The sequence below is a fragment of the Paractinoplanes durhamensis genome, assembly GCF_016862175.1.
In the GTDB taxonomy this organism is placed as follows: Bacteria; Actinomycetota; Actinomycetes; order Mycobacteriales; family Micromonosporaceae; genus Actinoplanes; species Actinoplanes durhamensis.
In genome coordinates this window covers 266,376-290,694 of sequence record NZ_BOML01000043.1, presented here as the reverse complement: position 1 = coordinate 290,694, position 24,319 = coordinate 266,376, and the positions used below count along the sequence as shown (strand labels likewise).

At 70.6% G+C, this 24,319-nt stretch carries 20 protein-coding genes; 14 read left to right on the top strand and 6 right to left on the bottom strand.

Annotated features, from left to right (window positions below):
* Positions 1-6 precede the first annotated feature (6 nt).
* The gene (locus Adu01nite_RS28165) at positions 7-1,146 is read left to right on the top strand and encodes a glycoside hydrolase family 53 protein (protein ID WP_203730960.1); all 1,140 of its coding nucleotides are present in this window, start codon (positions 7-9) and stop codon (positions 1,144-1,146) included.
* On the opposite strand, the gene Adu01nite_RS28160 is transcribed toward Adu01nite_RS28165, so the two are convergent.
* The 3 genes from Adu01nite_RS28160 to Adu01nite_RS28150 all read right to left on the bottom strand — a co-directional run bounded on the left by Adu01nite_RS28160 (position 1,131) and on the right by Adu01nite_RS28150 (position 3,027).
* Positions 1,131-1,388 (bottom strand): hypothetical protein, encoded by a 258-nt coding sequence (locus Adu01nite_RS28160; protein WP_203730958.1) that lies wholly within the window; start codon positions 1,386-1,388, stop codon positions 1,131-1,133. The genes Adu01nite_RS28165 and Adu01nite_RS28160 overlap by 16 nt on opposite strands.
* A gap of 83 nt (positions 1,389-1,471) precedes the next feature.
* Positions 1,472-2,584, bottom strand: a complete 1,113-nt coding sequence (locus Adu01nite_RS28155) for an endonuclease/exonuclease/phosphatase family protein (protein WP_203730956.1) — start codon at positions 2,582-2,584, stop codon at positions 1,472-1,474.
* Between the two features lie 11 nt (positions 2,585-2,595).
* Complete coding sequence (locus Adu01nite_RS28150; RefSeq protein ID WP_203730955.1) at positions 2,596-3,027, bottom strand: MarR family winged helix-turn-helix transcriptional regulator; 432 nt, start codon at positions 3,025-3,027, stop codon at positions 2,596-2,598.
* Positions 3,028-3,108: 81 nt separating this feature from the next.
* Between Adu01nite_RS28150 and Adu01nite_RS28145 the strand changes: the two genes are divergently transcribed.
* The 9 genes from Adu01nite_RS28145 (at position 3,109) to Adu01nite_RS28105 (ending at position 14,430) form a co-directional block, all read left to right on the top strand.
* On the top strand, positions 3,109-3,336 hold the full coding sequence (locus Adu01nite_RS28145) for a hypothetical protein (RefSeq protein WP_203730953.1): 228 nt from the start codon (positions 3,109-3,111) through the stop codon (positions 3,334-3,336).
* A 119-nt stretch (positions 3,337-3,455) separates the two neighbouring features.
* Complete coding sequence (locus tag Adu01nite_RS28140; protein WP_203730951.1) at positions 3,456-4,343, top strand: hypothetical protein; 888 nt, start codon at positions 3,456-3,458, stop codon at positions 4,341-4,343.
* 4 nt (positions 4,344-4,347) lie between these two features.
* Positions 4,348-5,538 (top strand): serine hydrolase domain-containing protein, encoded by a 1,191-nt coding sequence (locus tag Adu01nite_RS28135; protein ID WP_203730949.1) that lies wholly within the window; start codon positions 4,348-4,350, stop codon positions 5,536-5,538.
* A gap of 854 nt (positions 5,539-6,392) precedes the next feature.
* Positions 6,393-7,118: a hypothetical protein gene (locus tag Adu01nite_RS28130; RefSeq protein WP_203730947.1), complete on the top strand. Its 726-nt coding sequence runs from the start codon at positions 6,393-6,395 to the stop codon at positions 7,116-7,118.
* Between the two features lie 1,030 nt (positions 7,119-8,148).
* On the top strand, positions 8,149-9,279 hold the full coding sequence (locus Adu01nite_RS28125; RefSeq protein ID WP_203730945.1) for a glycosyltransferase: 1,131 nt from the start codon (positions 8,149-8,151) through the stop codon (positions 9,277-9,279).
* The gene (locus Adu01nite_RS28120; RefSeq protein WP_203730943.1) at positions 9,266-10,363 is read left to right on the top strand and encodes a glycosyltransferase family 4 protein; all 1,098 of its coding nucleotides are present in this window, start codon (positions 9,266-9,268) and stop codon (positions 10,361-10,363) included. The genes Adu01nite_RS28125 and Adu01nite_RS28120 overlap by 14 nt, the downstream gene beginning before the upstream one ends.
* 1 nt (position 10,364) lies before the next feature.
* Positions 10,365-11,519, top strand: coding sequence for a glycosyltransferase (locus Adu01nite_RS28115; protein ID WP_239132752.1), 1,155 nt, complete (start codon positions 10,365-10,367; stop codon positions 11,517-11,519).
* Positions 11,520-11,524: 5 nt separating this feature from the next.
* On the top strand, positions 11,525-13,171 hold the full coding sequence (locus tag Adu01nite_RS28110; protein WP_203730939.1) for a hypothetical protein: 1,647 nt from the start codon (positions 11,525-11,527) through the stop codon (positions 13,169-13,171).
* On the top strand, positions 13,168-14,430 hold the full coding sequence (locus Adu01nite_RS28105; protein ID WP_203730937.1) for a hypothetical protein: 1,263 nt from the start codon (positions 13,168-13,170) through the stop codon (positions 14,428-14,430). The genes Adu01nite_RS28110 and Adu01nite_RS28105 overlap by 4 nt, the downstream gene beginning before the upstream one ends.
* Positions 14,431-14,597: 167 nt before the next feature.
* On the opposite strand, the gene Adu01nite_RS28100 is transcribed toward Adu01nite_RS28105, so the two are convergent.
* The gene (locus Adu01nite_RS28100) at positions 14,598-15,701 is read right to left on the bottom strand and encodes an LCP family protein (RefSeq protein ID WP_203730935.1); all 1,104 of its coding nucleotides are present in this window, start codon (positions 15,699-15,701) and stop codon (positions 14,598-14,600) included.
* Between the two features lie 603 nt (positions 15,702-16,304).
* Between Adu01nite_RS28100 and Adu01nite_RS28095 the strand changes: the two genes are divergently transcribed.
* The 3 genes from Adu01nite_RS28095 to Adu01nite_RS28085 all read left to right on the top strand — a co-directional run bounded on the left by Adu01nite_RS28095 (position 16,305) and on the right by Adu01nite_RS28085 (position 20,185).
* Entirely contained in the window at positions 16,305-17,615 is a 1,311-nt protein-coding gene (locus Adu01nite_RS28095) for a sugar transferase (RefSeq protein ID WP_203731081.1), read from the top strand.
* A 49-nt stretch (positions 17,616-17,664) separates the two neighbouring features.
* Entirely contained in the window at positions 17,665-18,441 is a 777-nt protein-coding gene (locus Adu01nite_RS28090) for an SGNH/GDSL hydrolase family protein (RefSeq protein WP_203730933.1), read from the top strand.
* A gap of 76 nt (positions 18,442-18,517) precedes the next feature.
* Positions 18,518-20,185: a glycoside hydrolase family 43 protein gene (locus Adu01nite_RS28085; protein WP_203730932.1), complete on the top strand. Its 1,668-nt coding sequence runs from the start codon at positions 18,518-18,520 to the stop codon at positions 20,183-20,185.
* Positions 20,186-20,235: 50 nt separating this feature from the next.
* On the opposite strand, the gene Adu01nite_RS28080 is transcribed toward Adu01nite_RS28085, so the two are convergent.
* Positions 20,236-20,871, bottom strand: a complete 636-nt coding sequence (locus Adu01nite_RS28080; protein WP_203730930.1) for a DUF4232 domain-containing protein — start codon at positions 20,869-20,871, stop codon at positions 20,236-20,238.
* 102 nt (positions 20,872-20,973) lie between these two features.
* Positions 20,974-22,755 carry an FAD-binding dehydrogenase gene (locus tag Adu01nite_RS28075; protein ID WP_203730928.1) on the bottom strand — a complete coding sequence of 594 codons (1,782 nt, stop codon included), beginning with the start codon at positions 22,753-22,755 and terminating at the stop codon, positions 20,974-20,976.
* Between the two features lie 141 nt (positions 22,756-22,896).
* Here Adu01nite_RS28075 and Adu01nite_RS28070 point away from each other — a divergent pair, with 141 nt between their 5' ends.
* Positions 22,897-24,306 (top strand): amidase, encoded by a 1,410-nt coding sequence (locus Adu01nite_RS28070; protein WP_203730926.1) that lies wholly within the window; start codon positions 22,897-22,899, stop codon positions 24,304-24,306.
* Positions 24,307-24,319 lie beyond the last annotated feature (13 nt).

The following is a 24,319-nucleotide window of genomic DNA, read 5'->3' as shown; positions in this document are numbered from 1 at the left end:
ATCGATATGTCCTCGACTCTCAGTCGCCGTTCGCTGCTCGCCGGCGCCGGCGGTCTCGCGTTCGCCACCCTTCTCCCGTCCGTCGCCCAGGCGTCCGGCCACCACGGCAGCACGCTGTCGGTGCGCGGCGCCGACCTGTCCTTCCTCCCCCAGCTGGAGGAGGCCGGGGTCCGCTACCGCGACCTGGCCGGCCGGGTCCGCCCGGCCGAGCAGATCTTCGCCGCGCAGGGCGCCAACTACATCCGGCTGCGCGTCTGGGTCGACCCGCCGGACGGCTACAGCGACAAGGCCCGCGCGCTCGCGCTGGCCAAACGGGCCAAGCGGGCCGGCCTGAAGATCCTGCTCGACCCGCACTACGCCGACTTCTGGGCCGACCCCGGAAAGCAGCCGATCCCGGCGAGCTGGCCGACCGACCTGCCCGGCCTGCTCACCAAGATCCGCACGTACACCCGCGACCTGCTGCGCGACTTCGCCCGCCAGGGCACCCCGGTCGACATGATCCAGATCGGCAACGAGATCACCGCCGGCATCCTGTGGCCGGTCGGCCAGCTCTACCTGCCGGACGGCACCCAGCAGTGGCAGTCCTTCACCGACCTGCTCAAGGCCGGCATCAAGGGCGCGCGGGAGGGCCAGCCCAACGCCAAGATCGTGCTGCACATCGACCGCGGCGGAAAAATGGGCGACACCCGGTGGTTCTACGACAACATCACCACGTACGGCGTGCCGTTCGACATCATCGGCCAGTCGTACTACCCGATGTGGCACGGCTCCCTCGCCGAACTGCAGGCCAACCTGATCGACTCGGTGGCCCGCTACGACAAGCCGGTGCTGATCGCCGAGCTGTCCTACCCATGGACCTTCGAGGACGGCGACGGCCGAGGCAACATCGTCGGCCCCGACACGATCCTCCCCGACGCCGACCGCTTCCCGGCCACGCCGGCCGGCCAGGCCGGCTTCTACGAGGCCGTCCGAGACGTCCTGAAGCAGGTGCCGGACGGCCGGGGCCTGGGCTTCCTGGCCTGGGAGCCGGAGTGGATCCCCGGCGTCGGCTGGCAGCCAGGAGCCGAGGCGTCGAACGACAACCTCACCCAGTTCGACTTCACCGGCCAGGCCCTGCCATCCATCCGGGCCTACCGAAGGCCATAAGAGCCTTCCGACGGCCGCGATCCTTCCGACGGCCATGAGAGCAGACGCCGGCGCGGCGGACCCCCCTTACGCCGCGCCGGCGTCGCTCCCCAGCCCCAACGGCGCGGCGTAAAGGCGCCCGCCGCGATCAACGCGATCAACGCGATCAACGCGATCAACGCGATCAACGCGATCAACGCGATCAACGCGATCAACGCGATCAACATGGTCAACGCGATCAACATGGTCAACACGATCAACATGGTCAACACGAGGCGGCCAGCGCGAAGCGGCCAGCGCAGCGCAGTCGTCGCGGTTGCGGCGACGCGGCCGGTTTCGCCGTCGCTCAGTCGAGGTCCAGGTCCGCGTAGATCGCGGCGTGGTCGGAGCCGGCGTGGACCGCGCTGGTCATCGTCTCGTAGATCGGCCACAGCTTGCCTCGGCGGCCGCCCCACACGCCGCGGCGGAAGATTCCGCCGCCGGTGGTGACGGCCCACAGCGCCGGCGAGAGCAACACGTAGTCGAGCTTGGTGCGAGCGGTGCAATAGCCGTACGTTCCGGGTCGTCCGTTGTCCTCGAATGCCGGATGCTCGGATATGTCCCGCAGGTCGCTTTCCACCGTGAGTGGCTGCAGCGGCTCGCTGTCCGGGGTGTCGTTGAGGTCGCCGACGATCGCCACGTTCTCGATCCCCTCGGCGATCAAGCCCCGGTAGATGTCGGCGACCCGGACCGCCTGGCGCCGCCGGATGGCGTCCGACGCGAGCTTCCCGCCGTACCCCTTGCTCTTGAAATGGTTGACCAGAACCGCGACCGTCCGGCCGGCCGGGGTGCGGAAGTGGTATTCGGCGCAGTCCCGGCTGAACACCCGCCCCACCTGGTCCACGTCGTCGACGTGGCTGCGCTGCCCGACCAGCGGGAACCCGGCCGCGGCCAGCACCCCGACGTCGATGCCGCGCTCGTCGTTGCCGTCCACCACCATCACGTGCGGATAGCGCGGCCGCCCGGCCAGCACCACCCCGGCGTCGGCGAACCGCTTGAGCGCGAACCGGCTCTCCGCCTCGATAACCCCGACGATGTCCGCGCCGACATCGGTGAGAACCCGCGCGGTGTGGGTGAGCGCCAGTTCGTCGCAGCGGTCGGTGGTGAGCTCGGCCCAGCCGATCCAGTCGGCGCGACCACCGGCGATCACGGTGACCGTCCCGTCCCGGGAGCGGCGCAGCAGCCGCCCGCGGTTCTGCCGCAGCCGGGCGAACCGGGCCTGGTCGCTGTTGCGCAGCCCGAGTTTGCCCAGCTCACGAAGGATGTCCCGCTTGACCTCGTCGGTGTAGGCGACCTCTTCGAGGTGGGTGCAGAGCCGCTGGTAGGCCTCGAGGATCGGCCGGCCGGCGGCCCAGGTGCGCTGGTCGAGCGCGCGGGCGCGGTTGAACAGGTTTTCCACGTTGAAGGCGGCGATCCTCATCGCCCTCAGTTCTACTTGGCCGCGGCAATCACCCGGGTGAGCGCGGCATGGAGCGTACGTAAATCCTCGATCGGCATGTCCAGGCGCTCGACCACCGCCGGCGGGATCTTCTCGGCGTCGGCCCGCAGGGCCCGGCCGGTCTCGGTGAGGGTGATGGCCAGGCTGCGCTCGTCGCCGGCCTTGCGCTCGCGCCGCAGGTAGCCGATCGCCTCCAGCCGTTTGAGCAGCGGCGACAGCGTGCCCGGGTCGAGTTGCAGCAGGTCGGAGAGGCGGCGGACGGAGACCGGGGAGTATTGCCAGAGGGCCAGCATCACGAGGTATTGCGGGTGGGTGAGGCCCATCGGCTCGAGCAGCGGGCGGTAGACGGCGACGACGCTGCGGGCGGCGACGGACAGCGCGAAGCAGACCTGTTCCTCCAGCGCGAGCGGATCCTGGTCACTCAAATGCCCGTCCCCCTTCAGTTCGAGCCCATCCTACCGATAGTTGGTACACCAACAGTTGGTGCACAAACTATGGAGGCGGGCATGGTCAAGGACAACCGCGGCGTCGAGCGCAGCCGGATCGGCCGGTGGTTCCACGACACTTTTGACAACTGGTTCTTCCGGTCGCTGATCGGGCCTGCGCAGACCCAGGGTGCCGTGCAAGGCTGCGACGAGAGCGCGCGCGAACAATGGAAGCGTGATCTTGCGACCCGCAAGCGATACTCCCAGGAGCAGCGCGAACGGCGCCGTCAGGAGCGTACGATTTCGTAGCGTAATTGAACGCTCACTAATAGCTATTTTTTCGAATACCTAAATGTCCAGAGTCCTAGCCTCCGAGTACTACGCACGTGCGCACTTGAGTTGGCCGGGATTCGGACAACAATCAGCTCATGACGTACGGCAAGAAAGACCTGCCTTATCCTTACAGCCAGGACTTTTCCGGCATCGTCACCCGAGTGAAGGGTGTCCGGGAGTCCACCCGCGCCGCGCTCGTCAACTCGCTCAAGGTGGCTTCCTACCTCAAGGCGGGGGCCAATCTCGTCGAACGAAACCTCGGTGCGCCCAAGGAGGTCGCCCCGAGGAGTGACGGACGCAAGGAGTACTGGTCAGGTCTGAACTTCTTGTCGGAGCGCGCGTTGTCCCGGGAGGTGGCCGAGCTCGAGCCGCCGTTCCTGCGCCAGCGTGGCACCGGTCCGTACAGATCGACCTGGGCGAGCCACGACGACTATCTGAACGACCTGCTGGCGTTCCTGTTCCACGCGATGAACTACGACCCGCAGTACGGCGCCGAGCTCGAGACGCGCGGCGACTGGCTGGCGACCGACGACAGCTTCGTCGACGCCGTGCACCGGGCCGCCTTCCACGAGATCCTCGCGGTCTGCCGGATGCCCCTGTTCCGCCTGCAGCTGGTCGTCTGCGCGACGGCCGACCGCAACGACGGCATCCACGACGCGATCGCCAACAACTACGCGGGTGCTCTCGAGCCCTGGATGAAGGTCTACGAGCAGACCATCGCCGCCCGCGGCTTCCGGTTGCGCAACGGCATCACCCTTGAGCAGTTCACTAACATCCTGGCTGCCATGACCGAGGGGTTCGCCATTCGGCACCTCGGCGATCCCGGTGCCGGCGTGCTCGGCGACGGGCCCACCGACAACCTGGCCGGCATGGCGATCCTGGCCATGATGAACAGCTACCTCGAGCCGGTCGATGAACCACATGGCCCCGCTCTTCGTGAACTGTTCGAAGGCGCTACGCAACCGATCGAGCACGGGGAGTGACTAGATGACCAGCACCACGGAAAGGCCCGCACCGCGCGCGGCCAAACCGCCCTCGTGGTGGGACCGACAGGGTGACCTGCTGATGCGCCGGCCGTTCAGCGAATTCACCTTCACCCACATGAACTGGCTGATGCCGACCGAGCGGGTCACCCGCGGCATCGTGCACCGGCCCCTGCCTCTCGACCCGCACCGCCTCGACCTGACCTACCGCTTCGAGGGCCGCGACCACACCCTCGCCGACCTGCACCGGCACACCAACACCACCGCGTTCGTGGTGCTCCACCACGGCCGCGTCATCCACGAGTACTACCCCGGCGCGTTCGCCGGCCCGCGCGTCCGGATGCAGCTCTTCTCGATCTCCAAGTCGGTCACCTCACTCCTCGTCGGCATCGCCATCGCCGAGGGCGCCATCGACGGCGTCCACGACCGGGTCGTCGACTACCGCAAAGACTTCCTGGGCTCGGCCTACGAAGAGGTCACCCTCGCCGAGCTGCTCACCATGACCAGCGGCGTCGGCGACCTGGAGGCCTGGGACGTCCCCGACAGCGACATCAAGCGCTTCGAGCAGGCCGCGATGGGCGGCGGCGACCTGGCCGAGGTGGTCAAGTCGGCCCGCCGCCGGGCCCCGGCCGGCGCGGCATTCAACTACTCCACCCTGGACGCCCAGGTCATCGGCTGGATCCTGGAGGCCGCGACCGGCGAGTCGCTGGCGTCCTACGCGGCCGACCGGCTGTGGCGCCACCTGGGCGCCGACCGGGACGCCTACTACTGGCTGACCCGGGCCCGCCCCCGCACCGCCCTGGGGGCCGGCTCGTTCAACGCCACCGCCCGCGACGTGGCCCGCCTGGGCCTGCTGATGGCCCACGACGGCGTGGTCGCCGGTCGCCAGGTGGTACCGAAGGACTGGGTCCGCCGCAGCCGCGGCAACGACCTCCCCCAGCTGGCGGTCGGCAACCTGGGCCCCAGCGGCTACTCGCACTACGGCTACGCCAACCAGTGGTGGACGCTGGGAAGCACCGCCTTCGACGCCTACACCGCACTGGGCGTCCACGGCCAATACCTCTACATCGACCCGTCAGCCGACGTAGTGATCGTCAAGTGCAGTGCCTGGCCGACCCAGGACGACGAGCGCCGCGACCGCGAAACCATCGTCGCCCTGCGCCGCATAGCCGACCACTTCGCCTGCACCCGCTGACCCGACGCCGCGCCGAGCGGCCCTGAAACCGAACCCCATGCATTCCACCGTTGGCTCCGCCGTGCCCTTTTGCACCAGGAAGGAGTGGACAAACAGGACCACGGCGGTGAAATGCCCACCCCCACCGTGGCGACGGCATCCCGAGCGCCGACCCCCCGCGCGGGCTGCCGTCGCCACCAAAACCCCCACAAGCGCCACCCGGCCGGCCAGCACCCCCGCTCCACCCGGCCGGCCGGCGCTCCCCACCCCACCAGCTTCACCGGCGACACCCGGCGCGATCGGCGCGGGGGACGGCGCCCACCCAGACCCGGTCGCCCGGCGCATGACCCGAGCGCTGCCTGACACACAGCGAACGCTGCCTGACACCCAGAAGCGCCGGGCGACCGTCAAGCCCGACCCACCCGTCAGCCGGCTTGCCCAGATCCGGCAGGCGGGTGGGTCGTCCGAAGACTCACCGTCTTCGCCAGAGACCGATCGCCGGCCGGCAAACCTCGCGGCCGGCCGGCGATCACCTCTACACCGGACCTCGCCCCACCGACCCGCACCCGCCGGCCCCCGCACTCGCCCCCGCACTCGCCCCCGCACTCGCCCCCGCACTCGCCCCCCGCACTCGCCCACCCGCACTCGCCCCGCACTCGCCCACCCGCACTCGCCCCGCACTCGCCCCGCACTCGCCCCGCACTCGCCCCGCACTCGCCGCCCCTGGCCCTCCCCGGCCCGACCCGCCGGCCCGACCCGCCGGCCGCAAACGCCAAGTCGCCATCGTCAGCCCGCAGTCACCCGCTCGGGGCCACCCGTCTCGCGGCGGCGGCGATCTCCCCGATCGCAGCGCAGCCCCGCGATACCGTACAGAAATGCGGAACATTGGGTACAAATCAGTCAGGCTTGCCGTCGCCGCCACCACCTGTGTGGCGCTCGCGGCGCCCGTGCCGGCCCTCGCATCGCCGGCCACGTCCGCCCCGGCCGGAGCGACCGCGTCGGCATCCACGCCCGCGCTCGCACCCGTGGCCGTCGCGCCCCGGCCGAAGCGACTGACGGCCGCCCTGCTCGCCCCGAACGACCTGCCGCGCGGCTATGAGCTGATGGCCGACGGCGGCGGATTGTCGATGATGGCCGACATCAACACCGACGCCGACATCTGCGACCAGAAGATCGCCCACAGCGCCGGCGCCCAGAGCTCCGAGGCCGCAGGCGTAGCGTTCACCAAGGCCGGCGGCGGCCCGATGCTCTTCGAGTCCCTGGCCCGGACCGGCCCGCGCGCCGCCCACGAGATCGTCACCGGAGTGGCCTCCGCCGCCCGCCGCTGCCCCACGGTCCTGGTGAACATGCCGACCGCAGGCCAGCAGATCCGCCTGAACATCGCCCCGCTGCGCGTCCCCCGCCTCGGCGACGCGGCCGCCGGCCTGACCTTCACGGCCAAGCTCCCGAACGTCGGCCTGACGGTCCACGGCAAGATGATCTCGGTCGCCCACCGCGGCGTGGCCCTCACGATCATGCTGATCGGCGTCCCGCAGACCACCCCGCAGGAGACGAACGCCATCACCATCGCCGCCGTCCGAAAGCTCCAGCACCGAGCCTGACCACAACGCAAAGGCCCGGCGGCCACGCCGCCGGGCCTTTGGCCACCACCGAGTCGCGCCGAGAGCCAGCGCATTGACCGGCCGCACCCGACATACCGCATTTGTCCACCTTGGGCGGCCGAGGTCAGCGCGATCATGTGGAATTGCGGTGCAAACCGTGCGGTAGATCTTCAAGATCCACGAGTCGGCACAGCACGAGAGGCCGCGAAAGCGAAAGCGAGCGGCACACCTGGGACGAAGCTCGCAAAACCGCCCTGATCCACCACCTCTGAGCGTGGAGCCGCTGGGCAATCAGCACCTCCAGGTAAGCAAAGCAAGGCATGGCCACGCATCGAGCCCGCCGCCCACCGCAGGCGCGCCCCCAGGTAAGCAGAGCAAGGCATCACCCCAGGGCACAGGTCCCGCGCCCCGCCGCGGCGCAACCCCAGGCACGCAGAGCAAGACGTCGCCCCTGGGCACGGAACCTGCGCCCACCGCGGCGCGGCGCCAGGCAAGCAGAGCAAGGCTTGCTTCGGCCCCGGGCACGGGACCCGCACCCACTGCGGCGCGGCGCCACGTAAGCAGAGCAAGGCTTCGACCCTCGGCACGGGACCCGCACCCACTGCGGCGCGGCGCCACGTAAGCAGAGCGAGGCTTCGGCCCGGGGGCCGGGTCTGACGTGCGCTCGCGGCTGCCGGTGGGGGTGAGCCGAACGTGCTGTTCAGGTCGGTCTATTCGTGGCGTGCACGGCTGTCGATCTCGATGGGGTCGAGCGACGGGCGTCTTCGTAACCGAGTGTTCACGCGTCTGGCATTGACCCGGGGTCGACACTGCGTGAATGAGACCGATCGGGCGAATTGCTGACCTGTGGTATCACTTACGGTAGCCGTCTGTGATCTTGATGGCGCACGTCACATCGCTGGGTTGACAAACGCGAGCGGCCGCCGACTAAGTTAGTCCCGCCGTCCGCGTGGGGCTTTCCCCTGCGCGCTTACATTTTCGGGGGAAAAGTGAGAATCGCCGGTCGTTGGCGGGTTTTGGGCGCCGCCGCATGACGCTGCCCGACTCGACGGCACGTCTTCCTCGTCTGCCTCTGCTGGGCGACAAGTCGGTGGCCATGGTCCATGAGTGGTTCGGGGCCACCGGCGGCTCCGAGGCCGTCTTCCTGGCCATCGCCGACCTGCTTCCGCACGCCGAGCGCCTGGTTCTCTGGGCCGACGAGGGCGTGGAGACCGACCGGCTCCGCCTCCACCAGTCCTGGATGGCGCACACCCCGCTGATCAAGAGCAAGGCCCTCGCCCTGCCGGCCATGCCGCTGGTCTGGCGGACGCTGAGCAACCACAAGTTCGACGTGGTGATCTCGTCCTCGCACGCCTTCGCACACACCGTGAAACTGGGCGATCCCGCCGAAACGCGGCATCTCAGCTACATCCACTCCCCGGCCCGCTACGTGTGGAGCCCGGACTTCGACGGCCGCGGCTCGCATCCGCTGCTCAAGCTGCCGCGCAAGGTGCTGCAGGAGGCCGATCTGCGGCTGAGCAAGCACGTGCACGCCTACGCGGCGAACTCGATCGAGGTGCAGGGGCGGATCAACCGGTTCTGGAAGCGCGACGCCGTCGTGATCAACCCGCCGGTCGATGTGCGCTACTTCGCGGGGGCGCCGGCTGACGATCAATATCAGTCGCGGGACTATCTGCTCGGGATCGGCCGCTGGATCCCGTACAAAAACTTCGATCTGATGATTGAGATTGCCGACGCGGCCGGGTTGCCGCTGGTCATCGCCGGGTCCGGGCCGGAGGAGGAGCGGCTGCGGAAGCTTGCCGAGGGCAAGCGGGTGCCGATTCATTTCGAGGTACGCCCGGATCGTGACCGGCTGCGCCGGCTCTACTGGGGAGCGCGGGCGCTGCTCTTCCCCGCGCACGAGGACTTCGGCATCATCCCGGTCGAGGCGCAGGCCTGCGGCACTCCGGTGCTCGGGCTGCGCCGCGGCGGCCTGCTCGAGACGGTCGTCGACGGTGAGACCGGCTTCCTGCTCGACTCGCTGGAGCCGGGGCCGTACGCGCAGGCCGTGCAGCGCCTGCCCGAGCTCGACCCGAACCGGATCCAGTGGCACGCCAACGCCTTCTCCGGCGACCGCTTCGCCGACAAGATCGCCCGCTGGATCGACGATGCAGCCCGGTAACGCCACCACGATCGTCGACTGCAGCGGGGTCGGCGCCGGTGGCATCACGCGCGTGCTCAGCGAGCTGGTCCGCTACTGGCCGGCCGGCGGCCCGCTGCGGATCGTCGCGTCCCCGCCCGGCTGGGAGCCGCCGGCCGACCGGGCGGTCGAGACCGAGGTGGTCAGCCGGCAGGAGCACGGCCGGGTCGGCACCATCGCCGGCGCCACCGAGCAGCTGCGCCGGGTCACCGGCCGCTACCCGGACGCCCGGGTGCTGTCGCTGAGCCCGTCGCTGGCGATCCGCGGCAGCCGACTGCCGGTCACCACGATCGTCCACGACCTCGCCTTCAAGCTGTGGCCGCACAACCTGTCGGCCTCGGTCAAGCAGTACCGCCGGCTCAGCTACGGCACCGCGATCGGCCGCTCCCAGCAGCTGATCTGCGTGAGCGCCCGGACCCGGCACGACCTGCTCGGCATCTACGACGTGCCCTATTCAAAAACGGCCGTCTGGCATCCGGGCAGCGACCTGAGCGTGGTGCCCGGCGCGCTGCCGCCGGACGTGGCGGCGGTGCGCGAGGCGGGCTGGCGCTACCTTCTGGTCGCCGGGCACGCCGCGCACAAGGGCGTCGAGATCGCCATCGATGCGGTCGCCGAACTGCCCGGCTACGTTCTGGTCGTGCTGACCGGCGGCGACCCGGTCGAGGAGTTCCGCCGGGTCGCGGCCCAGTCGCCGGCCGGCCCGCGGGTGCTGTTCCTCGACCGCGTCTCCGACGCGGAGTATGCGGCGACCCTCACCGGCGCGGCCGCTTTCCTGATGCCCAGCCACTTCGAGGGGTACGGCCTGCCGGCCGCGGAAGCGTTACGGTTGGGCACGCCCACCGTCATCTCGCCCGATCCAGCGCTGCTCGAGGCGACCGGCGGTGCCGCGGTGCGGATGGACAGCTGGACCCCGGAGGCGATGGTGCGAGCCCTGCGGCAGGTGGAGAGCGGCCAGTTGCCGGTCGCGTCCGCCGAGCTGGGCGGCCGGTCCTGGCGGGAGGCGACCGAGCATCTGGTCGCGCTGCTCGCCGATGCGCCCGCGCAGTCCGCGCATCAGGGAGGCTGACATGCGGATCGCCATGGTGCACTCGTCGTTCGCCGTCCGCGGCGGCGCCGAGCGTTACGTCCGCGACCTCACCACCGGTCTGCTCGACCGCGGGCACGAGGTGCGGGTCTTCAGCCGGCCGTCCGAGCACGAGGAGGCGGCCGACCAGAGTGTCGGCCGGCGGGTCAGCGAGCGGCTCGGCGACCGCACCGGCCCGCTGCGCAAGGTTTTCACCCACCTCGGTGACGTGGCCGACCCGACCGGCCTGAGCATGCACGACGTGGCCGCGTTCGCGCCGGACGTGGTGCATGTGCACAACTGGCAGGGCCTGGGCATCCGCCCGGTCCGGAAACTGGCCGAGACCTGGCCGACCTGCCACTCGGTGCACGACTTCGCGGTCGCCGACCCCAACAACGCGCTCGGCAACCTGGGTAAGGCCAAGGCGCTCGACGCGGTGCTGGCCGCCCGGTCGGCGATGCTGGTCCGCAACCTGCGCGACGTCACCCTGCTGTTCCCGTCCGAGCGCACCCGGCAGACCCTGCTGCGGCACGTGCCCGCGGCCGCCGAGCTGGCGCAGCGGGTCGTGCTGCTGTCCACCCCGGTCCCGCCGGCCCGCCGCGCGCTGCCGCCGGGCGACCAGCGCACCTTCCTGTTCCTGGGCGCGCTCAGCCCGCACAAGGGCCTGGCCGACCTGCTCGCCGCCTGGACCGCCAACCCGCTCGGCACCCTGCTGGTCGGCGGCGACGGCCCGATGCGCGACGAGGTCGCCGCGCTGGCCGGGCGGGAGCCGAGCGTCGAGTTCCTGGGCTATCTCGGCGAGGACGGCAAGCGGGCGGCGCTGCTGCGGGCCGGCTGGTTCGTCTTCGCCAGCCAGTGGCCGGAGACGTACGGTCTGGTCTGCGCCGAGGCGCTGATCGCCGGCCGGCCGATCCTGGCCAGCCGGATCGCCGAGCCGGTGATGGCCTCCCCCGGTTCCTACCTGCTCTTCGACGAGCCCGCCGACCTGCCCGCCCGGCTCGCCGAGGCGGCCACCATGCCGGCGGCCGTCTACCGGGGGATGACCGCGTCGGCCCTGGCCGACGGCGCCCGCCTGGACTGGGACACCCACGTCGACGCGATCGTCGACAGCTACGAGACGGTGCGATCCCGCCGGCGCCTGCCGGCCGATCGCGGGTGAGGGACATGAGTTTCGTCCGGGCGGCGTCGGTCCGCGAGTGGTGGCGGGAGCACCCGCCCGGCCGCCGTAAGAGCCTGCTGATCGGCGGGTCGGCGGCGCTGGTCGTGGCGATGCTCGGCTGTTTCTTCGCCGGCGCCTCGCCGCTGCTGCCGCCGGTCCTTCTCGCGCTGGTGTTCGTGGCGCTGCGCCCGGTCGCCGCGATGGCCTACGTGGCGGCCGTCGTGTGCGTGCCGCTCGGTCTGTGGCTCCTCGGCATCCAGCGGCTGGTCGGCGACGCGTTCGGCGGCCGGGAGTACGCCCTGAGCCTGTCCGCCTCGGTGGTGGCCTGCGCGGCCCTGCTGGTCACGGTGATCCGCCGGCCGCCGACCCGGGCGCAGTTCCTGACCGCGCTGGCCGCCGGTGCGCTCTACTCGGTGTGGGTCGTCCTCGGCGTGGTGCACAACGGCATCCCGCAGACCCTGGTCGGCGCGCGGCTCACCGTCGTGCCGGTGATCCTGCTGATCGTCCTGTTCGGCCTCACCGGCCGGGAGCTGCGGCTGCAGGTCGGCTGGACGGCGGTGCTGGTGATCGCGAACGGCGTGGCGGCGATCGCCGAATACATCATCGGCCCGGCGAAGCTCGTCGAGTTCGGCTTCAAGGAAGACCTGGCGATCCGCTACATCGGCGGCACCTTCCGGGCGCCCGGGCTCACCCAGGTCAACGCCGAGCTGGGTCTGCTGGCCGGCGCCTACCTGCTCGGCTACGCGGCGCTGTGGCTGGTCCGCGACCTGCGCCCGCGGGAGTGGTACTGGCATGCCGCGGCCGGCGCGGCCGTGGTCGGCCTGGCCCTGAGCACCAGCCGCACCGGCGCCCTGCTGCTGGCCGGCGGGCTGATCGCGGCGGTGGTGCTCAACCGGGGCGGCGGGCCGGCGGCCCGCAAGCGTGCCCGGGTGGTCGGCGCGGTCGTGGTGGTGGTCGTGGTCGGGGGTTTCCTGGCGATCGGCGCCACCGGTTCGAGCAGCACGTTCGAGCGGTTCGGCGTGTGGGGCCGCCTGCTGCGCGACGGCGCCCCCTGGTACGGCGCCGGGGTCGGCGCGGTCGGCGCCGCCACCACCTCGCGGGCGTCCAGCTCGCCGCAGGTGTTCGTGGACAACTACTTCGTCAGCATCTCGCTGCAGCTCGGCATCCCGATCCTGGTGGCGGTGGTGCTGCTGCTCGGCTGGGCGGTCTTCCGGCTCTCCCGCGGCTCGGCGACCAAGCCGCAGAACGCCGTGCACCTCGCGGTGGTCTGCGGTCTGGCGGCCGGCTGCATGATGATCGAGGTCTGGGAGTACGCGGACGCGATGTTCTGCCTCGCGCTGTTCGTCGCGTACGCGGCCCGGGTCACCGTCCCGGCCGTGACCGCGCCCGAGCCGGAGCCGCCGGTGCCGGCCGTGCCGCATCCGCGCACCTCGCCCGACGTGGCCGAGACGGTGCGCCTCCAGCTGGAGCCGTCGCCCGCCGACACGGCGCGCCTCGAGCGGGAGCCGTCGCCCGCCGACACGGTGATCATGAAGCGCCCGGCCACCCTCGACGACACGGTGATCATGATGAACCCCCGCCCGAGAACCCCCGGCCCGAGAAACCCCAGCCCGAGACAGCCCCCGGAACGACCGGAGCGTTACCTGCGATGAGCCGGCTGATCAGCGTCGCCCGCAAGCTGCAGGGCTCCCAGCTGTCGGTGCAGGCGCTGTCCCGCCTGTCCAGCGTCATCCTGTTCCTCCTGGCGTCGTGGGCGGACGGCACCCGGCTGCCACTGGTCGCGCTGCAGGGCGCGCTGCTGGCCCTGCCGTTCACCCTGATGGAGTCGCTGGTCGGCCGGCCGGTCTCGGCCGGCCTGCTCCCCCGGGACTGGGACATCGAGTCGTGGGCCCGCCGCGCGGCGCTCGCCACCATCCTCCCGGTGGCCCTGATCGGCGGGGTCTCGGCGGCGGTGGCGCTGCCCGACGTGACCTGGACCGACCGCCTGCTGATGCTGACCCCGGTGCTGCTGCAGCTCCCACTGGAGGCGGCGTTCTGGGCGATGGCCCGCACCCGCAACACCCGCGAGGCCAACCTGATCCCGCAGACGGTGGCGGTCGGCACGATCCTCGTCGGTGCGGTGTTCGCGCTGGTCGGCATGCGGGTCGACGTGGCCGCGGTGCCCGGCCAGGTGGCGGTGCTGGCCTGGCTGCTGCTGCGCCGCCGGTCGCTGGCCCCGGGCACCGTCCGCCCCGGCTACGTGGCCAGCATCCGGGTCGGCGCCGCCTACTTCGTCACCGCGTCGGTGGACCTGACCTACTCGGTGGCGCTGCCGTCGGTGGCCGGTGCGCTGGCCGGGCCGGAGGCGGTCATCGTGCTGCGCGCGATGGAGCTGGCGTTCGGCCCGTTCCACGTCACGCTGAGCGCGACCACCCGCGAGGACGTGGTGCTGGGCCGGGCCACGAAGTGGATCAACCCGACCCGGTTGCTGACTGTGGCGGGCTGGGCGGTGGTGTCGGCGATCGTGCTGTTCAGCCCGTGGGTGCGCGGCCTGCTCGCCGACGACCTGCGCGACCTGGCGCTGGGCGCGGTGGCCGCCTACTGCGGCTACAAGGGCCTGCTGATGTTCTCCACCTGGCTGTCGGTCCGGCACATGATCTGGGCGACCCCGCGCCGCTACCTGGTCTCCGGGGTGGGCAGCCGGGTGATCGCCCTGGGCGGCCTGGCGATCAGCGTGTTCTGGGTCGAGCGGGTCCCGCAGTTGTTCCTGCAGCTGCTGATCGTCGAGGCCCTGGTCATCCTCTGGTTCGTCTGGCGGATGGCCGGCACCCCCGATATCCCGGACCCACGGGCGGACGACACGGTGGAAATTCCGCTGCCGATAGCCGACCCGGCCGCCACCGCGGAACTTCAGGCTTACTGGCTCAAGTAACTCGCGTCACATCTATTACGCGAGCGGCCCTGGGCAATTCACCGGCGTCGAACGACAACGCGTAATTACCCGATCGCGGATAGCTGCCCGATCGGGAATTGCATTGTTTCAAAAAAGGGTCGGCCGGGTTAACGAACCCGGCCGACCCCTTTACTGCTACCGACTGACTACTTCGCGCTTTCCGCACCGAGCTTTTCGATGGTCGCGGTGTCGTCCTTGCGGACGGCGTCGAACAGCGCCTTCGCCTTCGCCGTGTCCGGCAGGACGACGCTCTGGTCGCCGATCTTGCCGGTGCCCTTGGTCGGGCTGGTGTAGAAGTTGAGGTTTCCGCTGCGCAGGTGCCGCAGCTGGGTGGCCATCGACAGCATGTTCAGGTCCTTGTCGACGCTGACCGTGTCGGTGGTGGCCTTGAGGAACGCGTTGATCCGGGTCGGGCTGGAGAGCACGCCGCCGGAGGACGCCTTGTCCAGGATCGCCTTGATGACCTGCTGCTGGTGGCGGATGCGGGCGAAGTCACCGTCCTTGAACGAGTACCGCTCGCGGGCGTAGTCGAGCGCCGCCGCCCCGTCCATCTGCTGCACACCCTTGTCGAAGTGCCGGATGCTGTTGGCGTTGAGCGAGTGGGTCGAGGTGAACGTGGTCTCCACGTCGACCGTGACGCCGCCGAGAGCGTCCACGATCTCCTTGAAGCCGGCGAAGTCGACGAGGGCCACGTGGTCGATGCGGACGTCGGTGTAGTCCTCGACGGTCTGCACCATCAGCGGGACGCCACCCCACGCGTACGCTGCGTTGATCTTCGAATCGACGTTGCCGTGCTTGCCGTTCGCCGACTTGGGGATGTGCACCCAGGTGTCGCGCGGGATGGAGATCAGCTGCGCGGCGTTCTGGTCCTTGTTGAGGTGCAGCACGATGATCGTGTCGGACCGGGAACCGCCGACGTTCTCCGGGTCGCGGGTGTCGCTGCCGAGCAGCAGGAAGTTGATCGCATCCTTGGCGACCGCGTCCTTCTGCGGGCGGCTGGCCTCGGGGACCGACTCGAACGCGTCGACCCGCTGCACATTGGACTCGACGTTGTGCAGGTAGATGCCGCCGCCGAGGAGCCCGAGCCCGACCAGGACCAGCGGGACCAGGACGCAGATCAGGATGATCTTCTTCTTGTTGCGCTTCTTGTTCTTGTGCTTGCCGGGTGCCACACCCGGCGCGTTCGGATCGTTTGCCGGGCCGATTACTTCGGTGGCATCGCGGTCGTAGATCGGCTGTCTGGTCGGCATGGCTGAGATCGTACTGACAGCCGCAAGTCCGCATCGTCCCGGAGCCGCGGGAGAACGCGCGCAAAATGAAGATGTGATGAATTACATCGGGGGCCAACTGCTTGCGTAATGGCCGAATTGGCGACTATTGCCCGCACGACCAAAGCCATCGAACCACATGAATCGGACAAACCACCCAATGATTCGATATGCATCGACCGGCGGGGGTGTCGGGAAGCGGGTGGTGCCGATCCACAGCAACCTTTAACATTCCCCGTCGATCGCGGTAGATGAACCGCTTTCGTAACACGGGGGAAGTTGATGGTGCAGACAGGTCCTGCGTTCCCGGGGCGCTCCCCGGGCTCGTCGACCGATGGTCCGCGCCCCGAGCCGTCCGAGGAGTCCACGGACGAGCCGGGCCGGCCGGAACAGCAGTCGTTCGATTGGTGGGCGCCGAGCGGGGAGCATCCGATGGAACAGCCGGTCATTCCCGCGCCCCGGCGCAGCCCGGAGGAGCCGCCGACCGAACGGATCATCGTCGACGGCGGTAACTCGCGGTCGACCGTGGTGCTGCCCTACATCCCGTCGGCGAAGGCGTCCCGCACCCGGCCGCTGCGGGCCTGGATGCTCGCGCTGCCGATCGACCTGGCCGCGCTGCTCGCCCCGATCACCTGGAGCCAGCAGTTCTGGAAGGGCACCGTCGCGGTCGCGGTGATCACCGTCGGCGCCTTCATGATCGGCGGGCTCTACCGGGCCCGGCGGCACCTGAGCGTGCTCGACGAGCTGCCGCAGATCTACTTCCGCTTCCTGGCCGCCACCGCCGCGGTCGCGATCGTGGTGGCCGGCCGGCACAACTCGATCAACTACATCGACGGCTTCCTGCGGCTGGCCGGCATCTCGGCCGTGCTGCTGCTGCCGGCCCGGGCGATCAGCCGGGCCGCGGTGCTCTACGCCCGCCGCAAGCGCCTGGTCGAGCACTCGGCGATCATCGTCGGCGGCGGCCCGATCGCCATCGAGCTGGCCCGCCTGCTGCGCCGCTACCCGCAGTACGGCCTGCGCTTCGCCGGCTTCGTCGACGTGCCCTCGACCGCGCACAACAAGAAGGAGAGCATGCCGCTGGTCGGTGAGGTGGAGTCGCTCGAGGAGCTGGTCCGCTACACCGAGTGCGACGTGGTCATCATCGCCGACATCGACTGCTCGGAAAATCGCCTGCTGCGCGCCGTCCGGGCGCCCGGGATGGCCCGCACCGACCTGTGGATGGTCCCCCGGCTGCGCGAGTTCCCCGGCTCGGTCGGTTCCCCCGACCACATCGGCGCCATCCCGGTCGTGCCGCTGCGGCAGCCGACCCTCTCCGGGCCGAAGTGGGCGGTCAAGCGCAGCACCGACGTGTTCTTCTCCGGTCTCGCCCTGCTGCTGCTCTCGCCGATCCTGGCGTTCTGCGCGATCGGCACGTTCCTCGAGGGCGGCCGCGGCATCATCTTCAAGCAGCAGCGGATCGGTCGCTACGGCAAGCCGTTCAACGTGCTGAAGTTCCGCTCGATGCGGCCGGTGGACGACACCGAGTCGCAGACCAACTGGAACATCGGCCACGACCCGCGGGTCGGGCCGTTCGGCAAGTTCATGCGGCGTACGTCGCTGGACGAGCTGCCGCAGCTGTGGAACATCCTGCGCGGCGACATGACCGTGGTCGGCCCCCGCCCCGAACGCCCGTACTTCGTGGACCGCTTCTCGGTGGACTACCCGGAGTACGCGATGCGGCACCGGGTGCCGGTCGGCCTGACCGGCCTGGCCCAGGTCAGTGGTCTGCGCGGGGACACCCCGATCTCGGACCGGGCCCGCTTCGACAACTACTACATCGAGAACTGGTCGCTCTGGCTCGACGTCAAGGTCATTCTGCGCACCGTCGGCGAGGTTTTCCGCGGCGGCGGGCGGTAGGCAACCGGCTGGTCACCTGCTGCTTCGCCGGCCACGCGACAGTGTGGTCATGTCGACGATCAGGTTCGTCTCCCTTGGCGACTCGGTCACGAGCGGCTACGGCGACCCGATGCCCGGCGGCGGTTGGCGCGGCTGGGCGGCGATCCTCGCCGAAAGTCTCGAACCGGCGCAATTCACCAACCTGGCGATCAGCGGAGCGCGGATCGCCGACGTGGCCGACCGGCAGCTGCCGGCGGCGCTCGACCTGCGGCCGACCCTGGCGTCGGTGCTGGTCGGCATGAACGACACGCTGCGCGGCGACTTCGACGCCGCGCACCTCGGCCGCGTCCTCGACGACACGGTGGCCGCCCTGACCGCGGCCGGCGCCACCGTGCTGACCGCCCGGCTGCCCGACCCGGGCCGGATGTTCGGCCTGCCCGCGGTGATCGCCCGGCCGCTGGGCCGGCGGATGAACGCCCTCAACGAGGTGCTCGACCGGATCGCGGCCGAGCACGGCACGCTGCACGTGGACCTGGCCGGCCTGCCCGAGGACACCGCGGTCTACGCCCGCAACAACTGGAGCGTGGACCGCCTGCACCCGAGCGAGCGCGGCCACCGGCTGATCGCGTTCCGGTTCGCGACCGCGCTGCGGGCGGCCGGCCACCCGGTGCCGGCCCTGCCGGGACTGGCCGCCACCAACCCGGAGCCGACCATCACCGAGCGCGTCTGGTGGATGGCGACCCAGGGAAACCGCTGGCTGCTGCGCCGATCGACGGATCTGATGCCGGCCCTGGCCCGGATGGTGGCCGAGGAGCTCCGCGGGCAGCGAGGAGCCGCCGTCGGATAGCGCCGAAAGTAACCACTCCCCCGAATCGCAACTTGCGATAGAGTCACGGAACTTACGACCCGGGGGTGGAGCGACGATGACGAGCACCGAGACCACGACCGCCGACGCGGAGACCGTGGCCGGCCGGGCCATCGCCAACCCGGTGCTGACCGGTTTCCACCCCGATCCGTCGATCCTGCGGGTGGGCTCCGACTACGTCATCGCCACGTCGACGTTCGAGTGGTTCCCGGGCGTGCGCCTGCACCACTCCACCAACCTGGTCGACTGGCAGCCGCTCGGCGGCGCCCTCACCGAGACCCGGCTGCTCGACCTCACCGGCGCCGGCGACTCCGGCGGTGTCTGGGCGCCCAGCCTGACCTACGCGCACGGGTTGTTCCACCTGCTCTACACCGACGTCTCGACGTTCCAGGGCGGCTACTGGGACCCGCAGAACTACGTGGTCACCGCGCCCAGCCTGGACGGGCCGTGGTCCGACCCGGTGGTGCTGCACGGCCGCGGCTTCGACGCCTCGCTCTTCCACGACGAGGACGGCACGACCTGGATGCTGTCGATGGTCGCCGACTGGCGCCCGGGCCGGAACCGCTTCGGCGGCATCTCGATCCAGCGCTACGACCGCGCGGCCGGCGCCCTCACCGGCGACGAGCACATGATCTTCAAGGGCACCGAGGCACGGGTCACCGAGGCGCCCGTCCTCTACCGCAAGGACGGCTGGTATTACCTGGTCACCGCCGAGGGCGGCACCAGCTGGGAGCATCAGGTCACGGTCGCCCGATCAAAAGAGCTCCTCGGACCGTACGAGGCGGATCCGGCCGGCCCGCTGCTCACCTCGAACGGCCACCCCGAGCTCACCCTGCAGAAGGCCGGCCACGGCAGCCTGGTCGAGACCCCGACCGGCCAGTGGTACCTGGCGCACCTGGTCGGCCGGCCGTATTCCACGCTCGGCCGCTGCGTGCTCGGCCGCGAGTCGGCCATCCAGGAGGTCACCTGGACCGAGGACGGCTGGCCGCGGATCGCCGGCGGGGTGCCCGCCGACATCGTGCCGGCCCCGCTCGGGGTGACCGTGCCGGCCGAGCGCCCGGTCTCCTCCGAGGAGTCCGAGGCCGACGACTTCGACGCCGAGAAGCTCGGGGTCAACTGGTCGACGCTGCGCCGGCCCGCCACCCCCGACTGGGTCTCGCTCACCGAGCGGCCGTCGCACCTGCGCATCTACGGCGGGCAGTCGCCGATGACCCGGCTGCGGCCGAGCCTGGTGGCCCGCCGGGTGACCGCGCGCCGGCTCACCTTCGACGCGGTGATGGAGTTCAGCCCCCGTAACTACCGGCAACTGGCCGGCATCACCGGTTACTACAACACGCAGAACTGGTACTACCTGTATGTGACCGCCGAGGACGACGGCACCCCGGTGCTGGGCATCCTCGCCTGCGACAGCGGCAAGGTCCGGATCGTCCCGGACGTGCGCCGCGATCTGAGCGGGGTGCACCGGGTGGCGTTGCGCCTGCGCTTCGACGGTCCCGAGCTTTCTTTTGCGTACGCGACGGATCCCGGCCCCGACCCGCAGTGGCAGGACCTCGGCCCGGCGTTCGACGCCACCACCCTCTCCGACGAGTACGCGGCGCAGGTCATCGACGGCGAGCCCGCGGCCTGGGGTTTCACCGGAGCCTTCGCCGGGCTCTGGGTGCAGGACCTCGGCCGCGAGGGCGGCTTCGCCGACTTCGACCGCGCCACTTACCAGACCTCTGGGTGAAGAGGGGTGCCCGGGCCGGGCAGGGTGCGCCCGGCCCGGGCAACTAACCCCTAGGTAGCGGCGCCCTCCGCGATCGCCGCCACCTTCCACTGGTTGACGCCGTCAGCCGAGCACGCCTTCGTGGGGGCGGCCACGAACAGTGATGCCGTCTCGTCGGGTGGGTACACGCGGTAACCCCGTACGCTCACCGGCTTGCACTCGCTCGCGTCGAAGAAGCCGACGTCGTGGCCGGAGATCGTCGCGTGCGCGACGGCGCCCGGCGCCAGCAGCACCTTGATCAGACCGCCGCCCTGCCGGGTGAAGCCCTTGCCGACCTGGGTGCCCTCGGCGCCGGCGACGAACGAGACGCCCGGGTAGCCGTAGAGCGTGCATCTGTGGTCGGACCTGTTGGCGAAGACCAGGGCGATGTACTGCGTTCCGGCCGCCCCGTCGCCGCCGCCGAGCTTCACCGACAGGTCGCCGGTGTGGCAGCGCGGCGTGCTCGCGACCGGCGAGTCGGTCCGGGTGGGCTTCGCGGTGGGGCTCGTAGTCGCGCCCCCGGTCGGCGCGGCGGTCCCGAGCGCGGAAGAGGCGGACGGCGAGGCGGCGGGAGGCGGGGCGGTGGTGGCCGGAGCCGCCGACGGCGAACCGGAACAGCCCGCGGCGAGCAGCGCCGGCGCGGCCATCAGAAGCAGAAGTCGTCTCATACCAACCTTGTTACCGGTTGACGGCCCACTTCTACCTCACGCGTTCATGCCGTACGTCACCGGCGAGGAGCGGCCGCCCCCCTCTCCCCGCCGGTGACGCGATCACGACGCGGTGGCCGCCGCGGCGGCGCGCCCGGCCTGCCGGCCGGAGAAGAGGCAACCGCCCAGGAACGTACCCTCCAAGGAACGGTAACCATGCACCCCGCCGCCGCCGAAACCGGAGACCTCGCCGGCCGCGTAGAGGCCGGGGATCGGCGCGCCCGCCGCGTCGAGCACCTGGCCCTGCAGGTTGGTCTGCAGGCCGCCGAGGGTCTTGCGGGTGAGGATGTTGAGCCGCACGGCGACCAGCGGGCCCTTGCTCGAGTCGAGGATCTTGTGCGCGCCGGCGGTGCGGCTCAGCGAGTCACCGATGTACGAGAGCGCGTTGCGGATGCCCATCACCTGGGCGTCCTTGCTGTACACGTTGTCGATCTCGCGGTCCCGGGCCTCGATCTGCCGCTGCAGGTCGGCCAGGTTGATCAGGTTGTTGCCGGCGATCCGGTTCATCCCGGCGACCAGCTCGGGCAGCGTGGTGGCGACCACGAAGTCCTCGCCGTACTTCTCGAACTTCTGGATCGGCTCCGGGGTCTGCCAGATCCGCGACAGCAGCTGCCAGACGTCCTTGTTGGTGAGGTCCGGGTTCTGCTCGGAGCCGGAGAGCGCGAACTCCTTGTCCACGATCTCCTGGGTGGCGACGAACCACGAATAGTCGTAGCCGGTGCCGGTGATCGTGCCGAGCGTGTGCAGCGTGTCGTAACCCGGGTTGTCGGGGGCGCTGAACCGCTTGCCCTTCGCGTCGAACCACATCGACGACGGGCCGGGCAGGATCCGGATGCCGTGGTTGGGCCAGATCGGCGCGAAGTTCTTCAGGCCCTCGGTGTAGTGCCACATCCGGTCCGGGTTGACGATCCGGCCGCCGGCCGACTGGGTGATGGCCAGCATCCGGCCGTCCACGTGGGCGGGCACGCCGGTGATCATCTTGGTCGGCGCCTTGCCGAGGCGGGCCGGCCAGTTCTGCCGGATCAGGTCCTGGTTGGCGCCGATGCCGCCGGACGTGACGATCACGACCGGGGCGCGCAGCTCGAAGCTGCCGACGACGGTGCGCGAGCTCGGGGTGCCGCGCGCGGCCGTGCTGGCCTCGAGGATCGATCCGCGTACGCCGGTGACCGCGCCCCCGGTCTTGACGACCTCGTCGACCCGGTGCCGGAACTTGAACACCACCTTGCCCGCGGCCACTCCGGCCCGGACCTTCTTCTCGAACGGCTCCATGACGGCCGGCCCGGTGCCCCACGTCACGTGGAAGCGGGGCACCGAGTTACCGTGCCCGTCGGCCAGGCCGCCGCCACGCTCCGCCCAGCCGACGAGTGGGAACCACTGCACGCCGAGGCCGGCCAACCAGGACCGCTTCTCCCCCGCCGCGAACTCCACATAGGCCCGCGCCCACTTGGCCGCCCAGTAGTCCTGGCCGAGCGGGTCGTCGACCCCGCGGTCGAACCCGGCCGCGCCCTGCCAGTCCTGCCAGGCCAGGTCGACGTTGTCCTTGATGCCCATCAGCCGCTGCTCGTCGGAGTTCACGAAGAACAGCCCGCCGAACGACCAGAATGCCTGCCCGCCGAGGCTGGCCTCCGGCTCCTGGTCGAGCAGCAGCACCTTGCGCCCGGCCGCGACCAGCTCGGCGGTGGCCACCAGCCCGGCCAGCCCACCACCGATGACGATCGCGTCCGCGTCGGTGGCGGCGGCCGCCCCGAACGCGGCCGGTGCCACGGCCTGCGCGATGGCCGCGCCGGCCACCGTCCCGCCGGCGACGGCAAGAGCTTGCCGACGGCTGATTCCTGGCGACTCCATATGCCCTCCCGGCGTTCATGATTTCTTTTCGCGTTTCCGTCGTGCCGTGACATGGAAACAGTTCGATCGAAACCACCGATAGTCGCCGAGCGCCAAGCCGGAGCCGGTTCGTTGTCCGCCGGGACCCAGTACCGTCCACTCATGATCGTCAACTGGAGCGCCGCGGAGCTCTCGGCCGCCATCCACCGGCGCGAGGTCACCTGCGTCGAGGTGATGACCGCCTATCTCGACCACATCGACCAGGTCAACCCGGCGGTGAACGCGATCGTCGCGCTGCGCCCGCGCGCCGAGCTGCTGGCCGAGGCGGCCGCTGCGGACGCCATCGCACCGAAAGGCTGGATGCATGGCTTCCCGTTCGCGGTGAAGGACCTGGCCGACGCCCGCGGCCTGCCGACCAGCGCCGGCTTCTTCCACGACGCGCCCGCGGCCACCGCCGACTCGATCTTCGTCGAGCGCATCCGGGCGGCCGGCGCGATCTTCATCGGCAAGACCAACGTGCCCGAGTTCGGGCTCGGCTCGCACACCTACAACAACGTCTTCGGCACCACGCTGAACGCCTACGACCAGAGCCGCTCGGCCGGCGGCAGCAGCGGCGGCGCGGCGGTGGCGGTGGCCCTGCGGATGGTGCCGGTCGCCGACGGCAGCGACTTCATGGGCTCGCTGCGCAACCCGCCGGGCTGGAACAACGTGCTCGGCCTGCGCCCGTCGGCCGGGCGGGTGCCGAGCGGCGGCGACGAGGTCTTCCTCGCTCAGGCCGGGGTGGAGGGCCCGATCGCCCGCACCGCCGAGGACCTGGCGATGCTGCTGCGCACCATGTCCGGCTACGACCCGCGCGCCCCGCTGTCCCTGCGCGACGACCCGGCCGCGCTGACCGGCCTGAGCGGCGACCTTTCCGGCCGGCGCATCGCCTGGCTCGGCGACCTCGGCGGCTACCTGCCGATGGCGCCCGAGGTGCTGCGGGTGACCGGGGCGGCGGTGCACGACCTCGGCCTGCCGGTCACCACCCTGAGTAACCTGCCCGGCTTCGATCTGGCCGATCTGTGGCCGACCTGGCTCACGCTCCGGCACTGGATGTCCGGCTTCGGCAGCCGGCTGCTGCTCGACGAGCCGGCCTTCCGCGACAAACTCAAGCCCGAGATGGTGTACGAGGCGGACGGCGCGGCCCACCTCAGCGGCCACGAGGTGCTCGCCGCCTCGGTCAAGCGCAGCGCCCTCTACCAGTCGTTCCGCGAGCTCTTCGCGACGTACGACTACGTGGTGCTGCCGACCGCCCAGGTGTTCCCGTTCGACGCGACCCTGCACTGGCCCGACCACATCGGCGACGTGACGATGACCTCCTACCACCGCTGGATGGAGGTGAGCACGTTCGCGACCCTGATCAACGCCCCGGCCCTGGCGATGCCGGCCGGCTTCAGCACCGACGGGCTGCCGATCGGCCTGCAGGTGATCGGCCGCAACCACGACGACCGCTCACTGCTCGAGCTGGCCCTGGCCGCCGAGCGCCGGGCGGACTGGGTCCAGCGTGTCCCCCCGCCGCTGATCAGTTCCTGACCGGGATGCTGTC

Excerpts from the sequence above, each read along its gene's own strand:
- Adu01nite_RS28115 (WP_239132752.1), top strand. The coding sequence starts at position 10,365 with ATGCGGATCGCCATGGTGCACTCGTCGTTCGCCGTCCGCGGCGGCGCC.
- Adu01nite_RS28090 (WP_203730933.1), top strand. The coding sequence starts at position 17,665 with ATGTCGACGATCAGGTTCGTCTCCCTTGGCGACTCGGTCACGAGCGGC.
- Adu01nite_RS28080 (WP_203730930.1), bottom strand. The coding sequence starts at position 20,871 with ATGAGACGACTTCTGCTTCTGATGGCCGCGCCGGCGCTGCTCGCCGCG.
- Adu01nite_RS28130 (WP_203730947.1), top strand. The coding sequence starts at position 6,393 with ATGCGGAACATTGGGTACAAATCAGTCAGGCTTGCCGTCGCCGCCACC.
- Adu01nite_RS28125 (WP_203730945.1), top strand. The coding sequence starts at position 8,149 with ATGACGCTGCCCGACTCGACGGCACGTCTTCCTCGTCTGCCTCTGCTG.
- Adu01nite_RS28120 (WP_203730943.1), top strand. The coding sequence starts at position 9,266 with ATGCAGCCCGGTAACGCCACCACGATCGTCGACTGCAGCGGGGTCGGC.
- Adu01nite_RS28100 (WP_203730935.1), bottom strand. The coding sequence starts at position 15,701 with ATGCCGACCAGACAGCCGATCTACGACCGCGATGCCACCGAAGTAATC.
- Adu01nite_RS28070 (WP_203730926.1), top strand. The coding sequence starts at position 22,897 with ATGATCGTCAACTGGAGCGCCGCGGAGCTCTCGGCCGCCATCCACCGG.
- Adu01nite_RS28085 (WP_203730932.1), top strand. The coding sequence starts at position 18,518 with ATGACGAGCACCGAGACCACGACCGCCGACGCGGAGACCGTGGCCGGC.
- Adu01nite_RS28075 (WP_203730928.1), bottom strand. The coding sequence starts at position 22,755 with ATGGAGTCGCCAGGAATCAGCCGTCGGCAAGCTCTTGCCGTCGCCGGC.
- Adu01nite_RS28155 (WP_203730956.1), bottom strand. The coding sequence starts at position 2,584 with ATGAGGATCGCCGCCTTCAACGTGGAAAACCTGTTCAACCGCGCCCGC.
- Adu01nite_RS28110 (WP_203730939.1), top strand. The coding sequence starts at position 11,525 with ATGAGTTTCGTCCGGGCGGCGTCGGTCCGCGAGTGGTGGCGGGAGCAC.
- Adu01nite_RS28165 (WP_203730960.1), top strand. The coding sequence starts at position 7 with ATGTCCTCGACTCTCAGTCGCCGTTCGCTGCTCGCCGGCGCCGGCGGT.
- Adu01nite_RS28140 (WP_203730951.1), top strand. The coding sequence starts at position 3,456 with ATGACGTACGGCAAGAAAGACCTGCCTTATCCTTACAGCCAGGACTTT.
- Adu01nite_RS28105 (WP_203730937.1), top strand. The coding sequence starts at position 13,168 with ATGAGCCGGCTGATCAGCGTCGCCCGCAAGCTGCAGGGCTCCCAGCTG.
- Adu01nite_RS28095 (WP_203731081.1), top strand. The coding sequence starts at position 16,305 with ATGCTCGCGCTGCCGATCGACCTGGCCGCGCTGCTCGCCCCGATCACC.
- Adu01nite_RS28135 (WP_203730949.1), top strand. The coding sequence starts at position 4,348 with ATGACCAGCACCACGGAAAGGCCCGCACCGCGCGCGGCCAAACCGCCC.
- Adu01nite_RS28145 (WP_203730953.1), top strand. The coding sequence starts at position 3,109 with ATGGTCAAGGACAACCGCGGCGTCGAGCGCAGCCGGATCGGCCGGTGG.
- Adu01nite_RS28160 (WP_203730958.1), bottom strand. The coding sequence starts at position 1,388 with ATGTTGATCGTGTTGACCATGTTGATCGCGTTGACCATGTTGATCGCG.